Origin of the sequence: Vreelandella glaciei (genome assembly GCF_013415125.1) — a bacterium.
Classification (GTDB): Bacteria; Pseudomonadota; Gammaproteobacteria; order Pseudomonadales; family Halomonadaceae; genus Vreelandella; species Vreelandella glaciei.
Genome location: NZ_JACCDE010000007.1, coordinates 110,410 through 123,774 on the forward strand (window position 1 = coordinate 110,410; position 13,365 = coordinate 123,774).

10 protein-coding genes and 1 pseudogene are annotated in these 13,365 nt (G+C 55.3%); 8 read left to right on the top strand and 3 right to left on the bottom strand.

Annotated features, from left to right (window positions below):
• The first annotated feature begins 236 nt into the window (after window positions 1-236).
• Genes HZS80_RS06855 through HZS80_RS06870 form a run of 4 tightly spaced genes read left to right on the top strand, consistent with a single transcriptional unit; the run spans window position 237 to window position 3,720 of the window.
• The gene (locus HZS80_RS06855; protein WP_179915572.1) at window positions 237-1,397 is read left to right on the top strand and encodes an FAD-dependent monooxygenase; all 1,161 of its coding nucleotides are present in this window, start codon (window positions 237-239) and stop codon (window positions 1,395-1,397) included.
• The gene (locus HZS80_RS06860) at window positions 1,394-2,212 is read left to right on the top strand and encodes an alpha/beta fold hydrolase (protein ID WP_179915573.1); all 819 of its coding nucleotides are present in this window, start codon (window positions 1,394-1,396) and stop codon (window positions 2,210-2,212) included. Before HZS80_RS06855 ends, HZS80_RS06860 begins: the two co-directional genes overlap by 4 nt.
• 42 nt (window positions 2,213-2,254) lie before the next feature.
• Complete coding sequence (locus tag HZS80_RS06865) at window positions 2,255-3,004, top strand: maleate cis-trans isomerase family protein (RefSeq protein ID WP_445533562.1); 750 nt, start codon at window positions 2,255-2,257, stop codon at window positions 3,002-3,004.
• 50 nt (window positions 3,005-3,054) lie between these two features.
• Window positions 3,055-3,720, top strand: a complete 666-nt coding sequence (locus HZS80_RS06870) for an N-carbamoylsarcosine amidohydrolase (protein ID WP_179915574.1) — start codon at window positions 3,055-3,057, stop codon at window positions 3,718-3,720.
• Window positions 3,721-3,764: 44 nt separating this feature from the next.
• On the opposite strand, the gene HZS80_RS06875 is transcribed toward HZS80_RS06870, so the two are convergent.
• The gene (locus HZS80_RS06875) at window positions 3,765-4,244 is read right to left on the bottom strand and encodes a MarR family winged helix-turn-helix transcriptional regulator (protein ID WP_035581334.1); all 480 of its coding nucleotides are present in this window, start codon (window positions 4,242-4,244) and stop codon (window positions 3,765-3,767) included.
• A 209-nt stretch (window positions 4,245-4,453) separates the two neighbouring features.
• Between HZS80_RS06875 and HZS80_RS06880 the strand changes: the two genes are divergently transcribed.
• The 4 genes and pseudogenes from HZS80_RS06880 to HZS80_RS06895 form a co-directional block, all read left to right on the top strand.
• Window positions 4,454-6,724 carry a xanthine dehydrogenase family protein molybdopterin-binding subunit gene (locus HZS80_RS06880; RefSeq protein ID WP_179915575.1) on the top strand — a complete coding sequence of 757 codons (2,271 nt, stop codon included), beginning with the start codon at window positions 4,454-4,456 and terminating at the stop codon, window positions 6,722-6,724.
• Window positions 6,724-7,692 carry an XdhC family protein gene (locus HZS80_RS06885; protein ID WP_179915576.1) on the top strand — a complete coding sequence of 323 codons (969 nt, stop codon included), beginning with the start codon at window positions 6,724-6,726 and terminating at the stop codon, window positions 7,690-7,692. Before HZS80_RS06880 ends, HZS80_RS06885 begins: the two co-directional genes overlap by 1 nt.
• Entirely contained in the window at window positions 7,682-8,293 is a 612-nt protein-coding gene (locus HZS80_RS06890; RefSeq protein WP_179915577.1) for a nucleotidyltransferase family protein, read from the top strand. Before HZS80_RS06885 ends, HZS80_RS06890 begins: the two co-directional genes overlap by 11 nt.
• 220 nt (window positions 8,294-8,513) lie before the next feature.
• Window positions 8,514-9,746: pseudogene (locus HZS80_RS06895) on the top strand (cache domain-containing protein); the annotation flags it as partial.
• Between the two features lie 206 nt (window positions 9,747-9,952).
• Here the strand turns inward: HZS80_RS06895 and katG are convergent.
• Both katG and HZS80_RS06905 read right to left on the bottom strand, forming a co-directional pair.
• Window positions 9,953-12,106, bottom strand: coding sequence for a catalase/peroxidase HPI (katG, locus tag HZS80_RS06900; protein ID WP_179915578.1), 2,154 nt, complete (start codon window positions 12,104-12,106; stop codon window positions 9,953-9,955).
• Window positions 12,107-12,343: 237 nt separating this feature from the next.
• Entirely contained in the window at window positions 12,344-13,348 is a 1,005-nt protein-coding gene (locus tag HZS80_RS06905) for an aldo/keto reductase (RefSeq protein WP_179915579.1), read from the bottom strand.
• Window positions 13,349-13,365 lie beyond the last annotated feature (17 nt).

Consider the following 13,365-nt stretch of genomic DNA (forward strand, 5'->3'; position numbering starts at 1 on the left):
AAACGTATAGCACTCTATGGAGGCGTTTTTCAAGTTTTTGCATAAAACCAAAAAAACGACTATAAATCCATTAAATTCATATATTTATTTAAAAATACCGCTCTGTTATTCGTTAAAAAATAATTTCGAAACTAATTCTTGACCAAAAAATAAATGGTGTATACGTTGTTTTATAGCATTCACGAACGCATTCGGAAACGAGTGATAGGCGAATAAAACAGCGAGGAAACCAGGATATGAACAATAAACCCACCATAGCCGTTATTGGCGCGGGCCTTGGCGGCGCCGCTGCAGGCGCACTACTGCAGAAAGCGGGTTACCCCACCAAGGTATACGAACAGGCACCAGCGTTTACGCGTCTTGGGGCAGGCATTCACCTTGGCCCCAACGTGATGAAAGTGATGCGCCGGATCGGCATTGAGGAGAAGCTCAATGCCATGGGCTCACACCCCGATTACTGGTTTAGCCGCAACGGTATGACTGGCGAGTATCAGTCTCGCATCCCGCTAGGCGAGTTTGCTCGCGAAAACTATGGGGCGGCCTACATCACCGTACACCGTGGTGATCTGCACGAATTGATGGTCAGCACGCTCGACCAGGACAACCTCTATTTCGATAAGCGTCTGGTCGATGTCGACGACAGCGGCGGCAAGGTCGTCATGACCTTCGCTGACGGCTCGACGGAAGAGGCTGACCTGGTGATCGGCGCAGACGGTGTCAATTCTCGGCTGCGCGAGAAGCTGCTGGGCCCAGAGGCTCCAATCTATAGCGGCTGGGTCGCTCACCGGGCAATTATCTCTGCCGAAAAACTCAAGGCATACGACCTGGATTTCGAAGCCTGCGTGAAGTGGTGGTCGGAAGACCGACACATGATGGTGTACTTCGTGACCGGCGACGAGAAGGAGTATTACTATGTGACCGGCGTGCCTGAACCCGATTGGAACCACGGCACTTCCTTCGTCGACAGCTCACGGGAAGAGATGCGCAAAGCATTCGAGGGTTACCACCCCACCGTACAAGCGCTGATTGACTGCACTGAAACCGTCACCAAATGGCCCTTGCTGGAGCGCAACCCGCTGCCACTGTGGCATGAAAATCGACTGGTGCTGCTGGGCGATGCCTGCCACCCGATGAAGCCTCATATGGCCCAGGGCGCTGCCATGGCCATCGAGGATGCCGCCATGCTGGTACGCTGCCTGGAGGAAGTGGGGGCCGCCGATTATCAAAACGCCTTCGAGCTTTACCGCACCAACCGTTTTGAACGCGCCTCGCGGGTTCAGCAGGTTTCCCACGACAATACCTGGTTACGGGAAGACGAAGATCCGGCCTGGGTATTTGCCTATGACCCCTTTGAAGTACCGCTGAAGCAACCAACCAGTCAAGGGAGCCCAGCATGAGCAGCACCTATCTCTATGGCGCCAACGTGCACGCCAATGGTATTCGTCAGCACTACCTGCGCTTCAGTGACAGCGCCGAGACCTCGCGCCAGCCGCTGGTGCTGATACCGGGCATTACCAGCCCGGCTATCACCTGGCGTTTTGTGGCCGAGCGGCTCGGTCAGCATTTCGACACTTATGTGCTGGATGTCCGTGGACGCGGCTTGTCGTCTACCGGGCCCGAGCTCGATTATGCCACCGACACTTGCGCCGACGATGTGATCGCCTTTATCGATGCGCTAGGTCTAAGCAATGTCATTCTGGCCGGACACTCCATGGGTGCGCGCTTTGCGCTACGCGCCATGAGTCGCGGCGCCAAGGGCATCGACAAACTGGTACTTATCGACCCACCGGTTTCAGGGCCAGGACGCCGTGAGTACCCCAGCAAGCTGCCCTGGTACGTGGATTCGATTCGCGACTGCACACGTGGTGCCGATATCGAGACCATGCGCCACTACTGCCCCACCTGGAGCGACGAGCAACTGCGACTGCGAGCCGAGTGGTTACACACTTGCTTTGAGCCCGCCATCGTTCAGGCCTTTGAAGAGTTCCACAGCGTCGATATCCACCAGGATTTCCCCGGTATCAAAGTGCCCACGCTGCTGATGTGTGCAGGCAAGGGCGGGGTTATCCAGGATGAAGATCGCGCCGAAATACGCGCCCTGCTACCGACGGTTCGTATTTCTACCGCGGAACAAGCGGGTCACATGATTCCCTGGGATGACTTCGACGGTTTTTTTGCCGCGTTTGAAGACTTCCTGGGCAGCGAGCTCTAAGAGAGGCCAAATACCATGACCAGCAACTATATAAAGAACGAGATCAAAAGCTACCGTATCGGCCAGATCGTCCCCAGCTCCAATATCACCATGGAGACCGAAATACCCGCCATGCTTACGGCGCGGCAGTTAATCCGCCCGGAGCGCTTTACCTTCCACTCCAGCCGCATGCGCATGAAGAACGTCAGCAAGGACGAGCTGGCTGCCATGGATGCAGAGTCGGATCGCTGCGCCCTGGAGCTTTCTGATGCGGCAGTGGATGTGATGGGGTATGCCTGCCTGGTTGCCATTATGGCGATGGGGCCCGGCTACCACCGAGAGTCGCAAAAGCGTCTGCGCAGCCGCACCGAAGAGAACGGCTGCGACACGCCGGTGGTCACCAGCGCCGGAGCTCTGGTTGATGCCCTGGGTGTGATGAAAGCCAAGCGCGTGGTGGTGGTGGCACCCTACATGAAGCCGCTGACCGAAATGGTGGTCGACTACATCCGCCAGGAAGGGATCGATGTGCTCGACTACCGCGCGCTTGAGATTCCTAATAACCTGGATGTCGCTCGCCACGATCCGGCCAATCTTCCCGAGATCGTCGCCAGTCTCGATTTAAGTAACGTGGACGCTATCGTCTTGTCAGCCTGTGTACAAATGCCATCGCTGCCGGCCGTCGCCAAGGTCGAAGCCCTGACCGGGAAGCCGGTAGTTACCGCAGCTATCGCGACCACCTATGCCATGCTCAAGGCACTCGACCTGGAGCCCATCGTACCGGGCGCGGGCGCCCTCTTGTCAGGGGCTTACTAACAAGATCCGGTACTTATTAACGATATAGAGTGCTGATTAAGGAGACGACCATGTCGCCACACACGACTGATAACAGCGATGGCGTTAGCGATAACACTGCCACGGACAACTACCGAGGCGTGTGGGATGGACGCATCGGTTTTGGCAAAAGGCCCGCGCTGCTGGTGGTTGATTTTATGCAAGGCTACACCACGCCGGGTTCGCCGCTATTTGCCCAGGGCGTGGTGGATGCGGTGGCCAATATGCCGCCGCTACTCAATACCGCACGGCGCACTGGCACGCCTGTTATCCACACCAACATCCTTTATCACGCCCCGGATCAAATCGATGGCGGCATTTGGGTCAAGAAGGCGCCGGTCATGCGGGCGATGGTGGCGGGCAACCCTTACGCCGAGTTCTGCCCCGAGGTGGCCCCCCGTGAAGATGAGCTGGTAATGACCAAGCAGTATGCCAGCGCGTTCTTTGGCACCTCGCTCGCCTCCACGCTGGTCACCATGGGTATCGATACGCTGATCATCACCGGCTGCTCCACCAGCGGCTGCATTCGCGCCACCGCCGTTGACGGAGTACAGCACGGCTTTCGGGTGATGGTGGTACGTGATTGCGTGGGCGATCGCCACCCCGCGCCCCATGAAGCCAACCTGTTTGATATCGATAGCAAATATGGCGATGTGATTGGACTGGATGAAACACTGGGATACTTAATGAAGCGTTAGGAGTACCCGAAAGCGCAGGTGAAGCGGACGTCTCTGTTGAGTCATCAGTCCGCGTTCATTTTTTCCAGCAGATGCATTAAGGCAACCCGCTCTGCCGGGTTGAGATTTTTCATGGTCTGATCGCTAATTTGCTTGGCACTTGGCACCATAGCCTCGACTAATGTCTCCCCGGCCTCAGTGATCACGACCATGACTTTGCGCTGATCATTGGGGTCGGTGGTTAGCGAGATCCACCCCCGCGCTTTAAGACGTTTAATGACGCCACGGATAGTGGCTGGATCAATCGCCGTAGCGTTGACGATATCGGTTAACGAGCTGGGCCCGCGCTCCATCACCGTGCACAGCGTGACAAACTGAATGGCCGTGAGCTGTTTATCGCTGCTGTAGCGCTGAAAAATAGCCGTATGCCGCTGGTAAGCTTTACGCAGTAGATGGCCTACTTGCTCAGAAAAATCATACCCCTGCTCTGAAGGCGTGGGGTGCTCACCGGAAGACGAGTGTTTGAGCGCACTATCCGTTGTCATTCCATATCCTTAATCTATTAGCGACGACGTGTATCGAGTATGGCACTGGTTAACAAAATGATGCATCAACGCTTTAAATACTGCTTGCGCTGGATCAATTCATCATGCTTTTATGGCGTACACGCTATAATTTTACCTTAGTTATCGCTCTTTCATCACCTAAAATTCATCCGCACTGATCATCGTAAACGCGAGCGTGGGAGGCAGACATGGCTGATAAATCAGACTATACAAGAGAGTCACTGCTGTATGGGTCTGATGTTCTGGTGATCTATCGCGACCCGGTTACGCCCCCCAAGCCCGCGCCCGGACAGCCAGGTACACACTCAAACTTCACCCCCCATGAGCCTGAGATATTCATTGCCGTACTAAGCGATAGTCATATCGTGGCTTTCAACGGCCACGTAGACCTGGGCACGGGCATACGCACGGCGCTCGCTCAAATTGTTGCAGAAGAGCTCGGCGTCGCGTTCGACAGCGTCACCATGGTGCTTGGCAACTCCGTTGAAGCCCCCAACCAAGGCCCCACCATAGCCAGTGCATCGATTCAGATCACTGCCGAGCCTTTACGCCGAGCTGCGGCACAGGCGCGGGAGTACCTATTAACCCTGGCAGCAAAGCACTTTGACACTGAGCGCTCGCTACTTAGCTGCCAGGACGGCGCTATTACGCCAAGTGATACTAACCGCTCATCCGTTAGCTTTGGGGAGTTACTGCTAGGCACCCGTCATGCATTAAAGCTTGCCGATGAGGTGCCGCTTAAGCCGGTCAGCCATTATACCCTGGTCGGCCAATCGACCTCCCGCGTGGATATACCCGCCAAGGCCACCGGGCAATTGACTTTTATCCACGACCTACGCCTGCCCAACATGCTGCATGGGCGAGTGATTCGTCCGCCTTATGTAGGTCACGATAGCGGCGACTTTATTGGCAACAGTTTAATCGCGGTAGATGAAAGCTCTGTGGCGCATTTGCCAGGTGTGATAAGCGTCGTGGTGGTCGGTGACTTTGTTGGCGTGGTGGCCGAGCGTGAAGAGCAGGCTGCTGCCGCAGCCAAACAGCTAAAGATCCAGTGGCGCCCAATCGAAGGCTTGCCTCAGTTGGACAACATAGAGCAAGCACTGCTCGACCTGCCCAGCAAGCAGCGCATACTCCTCGAAGAGGGTGATCTCGACAGCGCTCTGGCTGCCGCACAACATCCGCTCAATCGTCACTATGTGTGGCCTTTCCAACTGCACGGCTCCATCGGCCCTTCGTGCTCCGTCGCTGATGCCAATGAAGATGGCCTTCACATATGGTCGGGCACCCAAAATCCACACAGCCTGCGCGCCGACCTCGCCCGCCTTACCGGTTTGGATGAAGGCGTTATCACCATTACCCGCATGGAAACCTCGGGCTGCTATGGCCGCAACTGCGCCGACGACGTTGGCGCGGATGCAGTGCTGCTCTCTCAGGCGGTGGGTCGACCTGTTCGTGTACAACTAACCCGTGAGCAGGAGCACACCTGGGAGCCTAAAGGGGCTGCTCAGTATATGGCCATTCAGGGTGGCTTAAACGCAGATGGCAGCCCAGCAGGCTATCGCTTTAATACGCGTTACCCCTCTAACAGTGCGCCCACCCTGGCACTACTGCTGACCGGTGCTGCCTCACCTATTGATATTCCCTTTGAAATGGGGGATCGAACGTCGGTGCCGCCCTACCGCTACCCTCATCGCCAAATAGTGTGCGACGACGTCCCGACGCTGGTTCGCGCCTCCTGGCTACGTGGTGTCTCGGCGCTGCCCAGCACCTTCGCCCACGAGAGCTATATTGATGAACTCGCCTACTTGGCGGGTGAAGATGCTGTCGCCTATCGTTTGCGCTATTTAACCGATAACCGCGCCTGCCAACTCGTCGAAGCATTAGTCGAACGCGCGAATTGGAAATCCGGCATCGCCAACGCCACCCCGAGAAGCGATGGCGAGTGGCGCTATGGCCGAGGCTTCGCTTATGCCCAGTACGTGCATAGTAAGTTTCCAGGCTTTGGCGCCGCGCTCGCTGCCTGGGTCATTGAGCTTAAAGTCAATGTGAAGAGTGGGCGGGTTGTCGTCGAGAACTTATATGTAGGCCAGGATGCAGGCTTGATGGTGAACCCCGCTGGCGTTCGCCATCAGGTGCATGGCAATGTGATCCAGATGCTCAGCCGCACGTTAAAGGAGAGGGTAACCTTTGAGGATGGTTTACCGACCAGCAGAGAGTGGGGCGGCTACCCCATTCTGCGCTTCTCGGAGCTTCCCCCCATCGACGTCATGCTGCTTGATCGTCCTGAACTGCCCCCACTCGGCGTTGGAGAGTCCGCCTCACTACCCGGTGCTCCTGCGATTGCCAACGCGCTTTTTGATGCCACGGGGGTACGCTTTACCCACCCTCCTTTTACCCCTGACACCATTCGCGATGCACTGAAAGCCGCCCTTCGACTCCCCATGGAGGCGGCTAGTTAATGCACCACCTTGATCTGCAGGTTATCGAACGCGCGTTGAAATGGGCCAACCAGGGGCTGACCGTCTGGCTATGCACAGTTATGAAAACCTTTGGCTCGGCCCCCCGGGAGCCGGGTGCCATGCTGGTAGCATGTTCGACAGGCGACTATCTGGGATCACTGTCGGGTGGCTGTGTCGAAGAAGACTTTATCGCAAGGCTTCAGAATGGCGAGTTTAACGAACCGGTTCAACGAGTGCGATATGGCGGTGATGCTGGTTCAGCGAATATTCGTTTACCCTGCGGTGGCAGCCTTGAAATACTGGTTGAACGGATAGCAGCCAACACCGAAAACCTCACTCATCTTGAAGTGATTCATGCCACGCTAATGGGTCGCCAACCGCTAACCCGCTGTATCAAGTTGGATGGCAGCGGCAAGCGTTTTAACCCATCGAGTAACACCGAGCCCACCGTTACTTTTGATACAGCTAGCGTCAATATTCGCATAGGCCCTGCGCTACGGCTGATTATCGCGGGGATCTCCGCGATCTCTGCGCCATGCGCCCTGTTTGCCCAAACGCTGGGCTTTGAAGTGATTGTCTGTGATCCCAGAGACGAGGCTAGGCAAAATTTTGCTGTCGCGGGCGTGGAAGTGCAGGCGGTACTGCCCTCAGTGTTTATTGCCTCGGGCGGTTGCCATGCCAATACCGCCGTTGTGGCCTTGACCCATGACCCACGTATTGATGATTTAGCGATGATCGAAGCTGTCCGAACGGAAGCCTTTTACATTGGCGTTATGGGCTCTCAGCAAACCTCGCAACAGCGTGCCGAACGACTATTACGTTCCGGCGGCCTGACAGAAAGCCAGATAGCAAGAATTGCCATGCCCATTGGGCTTAATCTGGGTAGCAAAACACCGGCTGAAATTGCGCTAGCCGTGATGGCCGATATTGCTCGCCTCTCTCGCGGAAAAGAACGCCATGCCTTGTAGCGATATCATGGTCATCGTGATGGCGGCAGGCCAATCAAGCCGCTTTGGCAGCGATAAAAGAGTCGCCAAGTTAGGCAATGGGGAAACGCTGCTTAGCTTCACTTTACGGACTATTCAGAAAACTTTTTCTAATAGCCGCGTTGTTATCAAACCCGAAGATAACGCCCAGTCACTCGGCCTTACACCAACACATCACACTATCATTAGTCAGCGCAGTCATTTAGGCCTTGGTTACAGTATTAGCGATGCTTTTAGACAACTCTGCAGCGATGAAAGCGTACATCATTTTCGTGCTGCCGCAGTATGGTTAGCCGACCTCCCCTGGGTAAGCGAAGAGACATGCAGTGTATTAACAAAAATGGCCACGCCAGACAGTATTGTACAGCCGCTACACCAAGGAAATCCGGGGCACCCTGTTGTGTTTGGAAGAAAATTCTGGAGCGAACTGGCACTTTTAGAAAACGACAAGGGTGCAAACACTGTCATCAAAAAGCATAGCGACCGTGTTATATACGTCTCTCTCAGCGACCCAGGGGTATGTTCTGATGTGGATTACCCTGATGATTTAATAAAACAACGAATAAAGACAAAAGGCATATAAACGTTACACAAAACCCAAACAAAATTACACTAAAAGCTAAAACAAGCTTTTAGCTTAACACTACTATATTAGCTTCAAAAAATATTAAAAAAGCAATCATGAAAGCAAGTGCACCATTCGCCGCTAATGAGTAGCGGCAGTAAGAATAAAACCAGGGAACCATTAAACAGCCAGAGTATGACACTCGCCAACATCCTTGTGCTCTGCTTCTGGCCAACATATCGAGGCAACAAATGAAAAAATTTCTCGTCTTTCATTGACGCAGAAACTGCTGGTCGCTGTCGCTATTCCTCTCTTAGTGGTAGCTGTTATTTTAGGCTTTGTGGTCAATCAACAGCTTAACCAGGCTATTCTAGCGTTAATCGATAATGCCGGGAAGCGGCAGGTAGAAGCTCGGGCAGATGAAATCAGCCGCTGGATTACCGGGTACCGTAATTGGATCGCCGTGCTTGCTCAAGATGAGCGTTTGGTGGAAGACGTGCCGCTTGCGTCTCACCGCGCTTGGCTCGAAAAACGCTACCCGCCGGGGGGCACCATCGAGTCACTGTTCTTTACTGACGCATCTGGAGCGACCCTAACTCACGCAGGCGTCAACTTGCAGATAGCCGAACGTCCTTATTTCAAAGCCTTAGTGACTGACGGCACCCAGGATAGTCTGCTAAGCGATCCGGTTATCTCCATGGTGAGTGGCCTGCCAACGGCTATTGTCGCTGATACTGTATTCGATGAGCGTGGCAATCGAGCGGGACTGCTGGGCATGACCGTTTCCATGGCCGCCGTATCTGATATTACCTCCGATATTAATGTTGGCGATGGCAGCTACGGCTGGCTAATCGACAGCCAAGGGCAAGTCATTGCTCATCCGGTTGAAGAGTATCGCATGTCGCTCAATTATACCGATGCCGACCAGCAGGGCTACCAAGGGCTGGATGCATTGAGTCAGCAAATACTCAGCGGCACGGCAGGCTCCGGTGAAATAACCATGCCCAGCGGTGAGCAGACCGTGCTCATGTGGAGCCCAGTGGAAGGCACTTCCTGGGTGGTCGGGGTCACCGTTCCCATCACCGCCTTTACGACCGCGACAAACAGCCTGCTGCAGTCGCTGCTGGTGGTGGTTGCCTATGCCGCGCGGCGTTCACTTGCGCTTATCAAGCATACCGCCAGTGCCATGGCGGATATTGCCAAAGGAAAAGGCGATTTGAAGCGCCGTTTAGAAGCCAAAACTCAGGATGAAATTGGCGACCTCGCCCATGGTTTTAATGCCTTTGTGGAGCGCATGCAGCCCACACTTCAGGAGGTGCGCCCAAACGCTCGAACGGTTTTATCCGATGCCAGCGATATGGCGGATGGTACTCATAAGCTATCATCGCGTACCGAACAAGCGGCGGCTAATCTCCAGGAAACGCCCGCCTCAATGGAGCAGATTCATTCCACGGTAGCGCATAAAGCGCGGACAGTCACTGGACTACCTCAAGCGCCTAGCCGCCCTCCTCAGGCCACTCAGCAAAAGCATGAAGTAGCGGAGTGAGAAGAGTTCTAATTTCTCATCATTAATAAGGCTAAAAGGCACCCGTTTGGGTGCTTTTTAGTGAGCGCCTAAGAAAAAAAGCCTGCATCCGAAGGTGCAGGCTTACTTACAAGAACTAAAACGCTTAGTGCTTAGGCGACGTCAAAGCGATCCGCGTTCATCACTTTCGTCCAGGCGACGACGAAGTCTTTGACGAACTTCTCGTCGTTGTCGTCCTGGGCGTAGACTTCCGCGTAGGAGCGCAGCAGCGAGTTAGAACCGAACACCAGGTCAACGCGGGAGGCGGTCCACTTAACGGCATCCGTCTGACGATCACGAATCTCGTAGGTGTTTTTACTCACCGGCTTCCAGGTGTTGCCCATATCGGTCAGGTTGACGAAGAAGTCGTTGGTCAACTGACCTTCACGGTCGGTGAATACGCCGTGCTTGGTGCCACCGTAGTTGGTACCCAGCACACGCATACCACCCAGTAGCACGACCATTTCCGGCCCTGTCAGCCCCATCAACTGCGCGCGATCCAGCAACAACTCTTCCGGCTTCACGACATAGTCTTTCTTCTGCCAGTTACGGAAACCGTCAGCCAGCGGCTCTAGTGGCTCAAACGATTCGCCGTCGGTCATCTCGGCAGAAGCATCGCCACGCCCTTTCAGGAATGGCACGCGAACGTCGTAGCCTGCGGCTTTGGCGGCTTTTTCGATCGCTACGCTGCCGGCCAGAACGATCACGTCGGCAAGGCTTGCGCCAGTGTCAGCAGAAATCTTCTCGTACACGGCTAATACGCTGGCGAGACGCGCAGGCTCGTTGCCCTCCCAATCCTTCTGTGGCGCTAAGCGAATGCGTGCACCGTTGGCACCGCCGCGCATATCAGAACCACGGTAAGTGCGCGCGCTATCCCACGCGGTGCTAACCATATCGCTGATGCTCAGGCCGGCGTCGGCGATTTTCTGTTTAACCACTTCTTCGCTGTAGTCGGTGCTCCCAGCCGGAATTGGATCCTGCCAGATCAAGTCTTCAGCGGGTACTTCCGGGCCGATATAGCGTGCTTTCGGGCCTAGGTCACGGTGGGTCAGCTTGAACCACGCCTTAGCGAAGGTCTTCTTGAAGTACTCCGGGTCCGCCATGAATTTTTCACAAATGGCGCGGTAAATCGGATCCATCTTCATGGCCATATCCGCATCGGTCATGATCGGATTGTGGCGAATAGAGGGGTCGCTGGCGTCAACCGGCTTGTCCTCTTCTTTGATGTCGATGGGCTCCCACTGGTGAGCACCAGCCGGGCTCTTGCGCAGCTCCCACTCATGGCCGAACAGCAGGTCGAAATAGCCCATGTCGAACTGGGTGGGGTGAGTGGTCCAGGCACCTTCAATGCCAGACGTAACGGCATTGCTTGCCTTGCCACCCATGGTCGGGTTGCCCCAGCCAAATCCCTGGTTTTCAACGTCAGAGGCTTCTGGCTCAGCCGCCAGCGCTGCCGCATCGCCATTACCGTGGCACTTACCCACGGTGTGTCCACCGGCAGTCAGGGCAGCGGTCTCTTCGTCATTCATCGCCATACGGGCGAAGGTTTCACGCACTTGCTGGCCAGTTTTCAGCGGGTCGGGCACGCCGTTCACGCCTTCAGGGTTCACGTAGATAAGCCCCATCTGAACCGCAGCAAGCGGGTTTTCCATGGTTTCAGGCTTTTCAACGTCGCCGTATCGCTCGTCGGAAGGCGCCAGCCACTCTTTCTCATCGCCCCAGTAGATGTCTTTTTCCGGGTGCCAAATGTCTTCGCGACCAAACGAGAAGCCGTAAGCAGGCAGACCCATGGATTCGTAGGCAACGGTACCGGCCAGGATCATCAGATCGGCCCAGCTGATCTTGTTGCCGTACTTCTTCTTGATCGGCCACAGTAGACGACGCGCCTTATCGAGGCTGACGTTGTCCGGCCAGGAGTTGAGGGGTGCAAAACGTTGGCTACCGGTACCACCGCCGCCACGGCCGTCGGCAAGACGGTAGGTGCCCGCAGAGTGCCATGCCATACGAATCATTAGACCGCCGTAGTGACCCCAGTCAGCTGGCCACCACGACTGGCTGTCAGTCATCAACGCGTGGACGTCTTGCTTGAGCGCGTCAAAATCGAGCTTTCTGACCTCTTCCCGATAGTCAAAATCTGCATCCATCGGGTTCGTTTTGCGGTCATGCTGGTGCAAGATATCCAGGTTGATTCCTTCAGGCCACCAGTCTTTATTCGACGTACCTGTGGAAGTATTACCACCGTGCATTACAGGACATTTACCACTCATCGCGCTCTCCCATCACTCTATTTTGTGTTAGTTGCTTTTTTTCTTGGTGGTGCTCGCTTTCTAGCGACCAAGTCAACTGACGTTGAGCGTCGTGTACGTTGTCTTTCTGACTAGCACGGACACCTCACTCACTTGGTACTGTTTTAAAGCAGATCAGCCATAGGCACAATTTGCTTTTTGCGACCGCTCTAATAGTTTTTACCCATCACCCCTGTTAATACCCACTCCTAGTCGCTGCTAACGGGTGAACTCCTCGGTGTCAATATCCGCTTGCTGCGCCTCGCTGTAGCGAGCCCCTGCGACCTGATCGGGCGTCATCATGGCATCCAACTGCTGCATTGTGATGGCATCAAGGCGCAGTGTTTCCGACGCTAAATTTTCGCGCATATGGTCAGGTGAGCGTGTCCCCGGAATGGGAATAATGTCGTCGCCTTTCGCTTTCAGCCAGGCCAGTGCCAGTTGCCCCGGCGTTACGTTTAAAGCCTGCGCCAGCGCCGCAAGGCGTTCAAATAGTTTTATATTATGCGGGTAGTTTTCGGCGCTGAAGCGCGGCATATTACGGCGCATATCGCCCTCTTCAAGACGCGCTGGGTCTTGAATGGCGCCGGTTAAGAAGCCGCGCCCCAGAGGGCTAAACGCGACCATGGCCGCGCCCACCTCTCGGCACGCATCGATCAGGGCGATTTCAGGGTTGCGCGTCCACAGCGAGTATTCCGACTGCACCGCGGCGATGGGATATTCAGTTGCCGCACGACGTAACGTTAGCGCAGAAACTTCAGAGAGCCCCACGCCACCAATTTTTCCCTCTTCCATCAAGCGCCCCAGCGCGCCGACGCTCTCTTCAATGGGGACTTGGCGATCCAAGCGGTGCAGGTAGTAGAGATCCAAATGGTCGGTACGCAGGCGCGCAAGGCTTGCTTCGCACTGTTTGCGCAGGTTTGCCGGACGGCCGTCAATCACCCGTTTGCCTGACTCAGGGTCCATCGCCATGCCGCATTTACTGGCCAGAAACAGCTGATGCCGCTTGCCCTCCAAAGCGCGCCCGACCACTTTCTCATTGGCCGTAGCGCCGTACAGGGTGGCGGTGTCAAAGTGGCGATAGCCCATATCAAAGGCCTCATCCAGCGCTCGTAAAGCCGCGCTTTCCGGCACGATGCTGCCGTAGCCGTGGGAGAGGTTCATACAGCCCAGGCCAATCGAAGGGGCATTTACGGCGTTAAGGCGCTGAAAGAAGCTCGACATCGATATTCCCATCATTA

Excerpts from the sequence above, each read along its gene's own strand:
- HZS80_RS06855 (WP_179915572.1), top strand. The coding sequence starts at position 237 with ATGAACAATAAACCCACCATAGCCGTTATTGGCGCGGGCCTTGGCGGC.
- HZS80_RS06860 (WP_179915573.1), top strand. The coding sequence starts at position 1,394 with ATGAGCAGCACCTATCTCTATGGCGCCAACGTGCACGCCAATGGTATT.
- HZS80_RS06870 (WP_179915574.1), top strand. The coding sequence starts at position 3,055 with ATGTCGCCACACACGACTGATAACAGCGATGGCGTTAGCGATAACACT.
- HZS80_RS06875 (WP_035581334.1), bottom strand. The coding sequence starts at position 4,244 with ATGACAACGGATAGTGCGCTCAAACACTCGTCTTCCGGTGAGCACCCC.
- HZS80_RS06880 (WP_179915575.1), top strand. The coding sequence starts at position 4,454 with ATGGCTGATAAATCAGACTATACAAGAGAGTCACTGCTGTATGGGTCT.
- HZS80_RS06885 (WP_179915576.1), top strand. The coding sequence starts at position 6,724 with ATGCACCACCTTGATCTGCAGGTTATCGAACGCGCGTTGAAATGGGCC.
- HZS80_RS06890 (WP_179915577.1), top strand. The coding sequence starts at position 7,682 with ATGCCTTGTAGCGATATCATGGTCATCGTGATGGCGGCAGGCCAATCA.
- katG (WP_179915578.1), bottom strand. The coding sequence starts at position 12,106 with ATGAGTGGTAAATGTCCTGTAATGCACGGTGGTAATACTTCCACAGGT.
- HZS80_RS06905 (WP_179915579.1), bottom strand. The coding sequence starts at position 13,348 with ATGTCGAGCTTCTTTCAGCGCCTTAACGCCGTAAATGCCCCTTCGATT.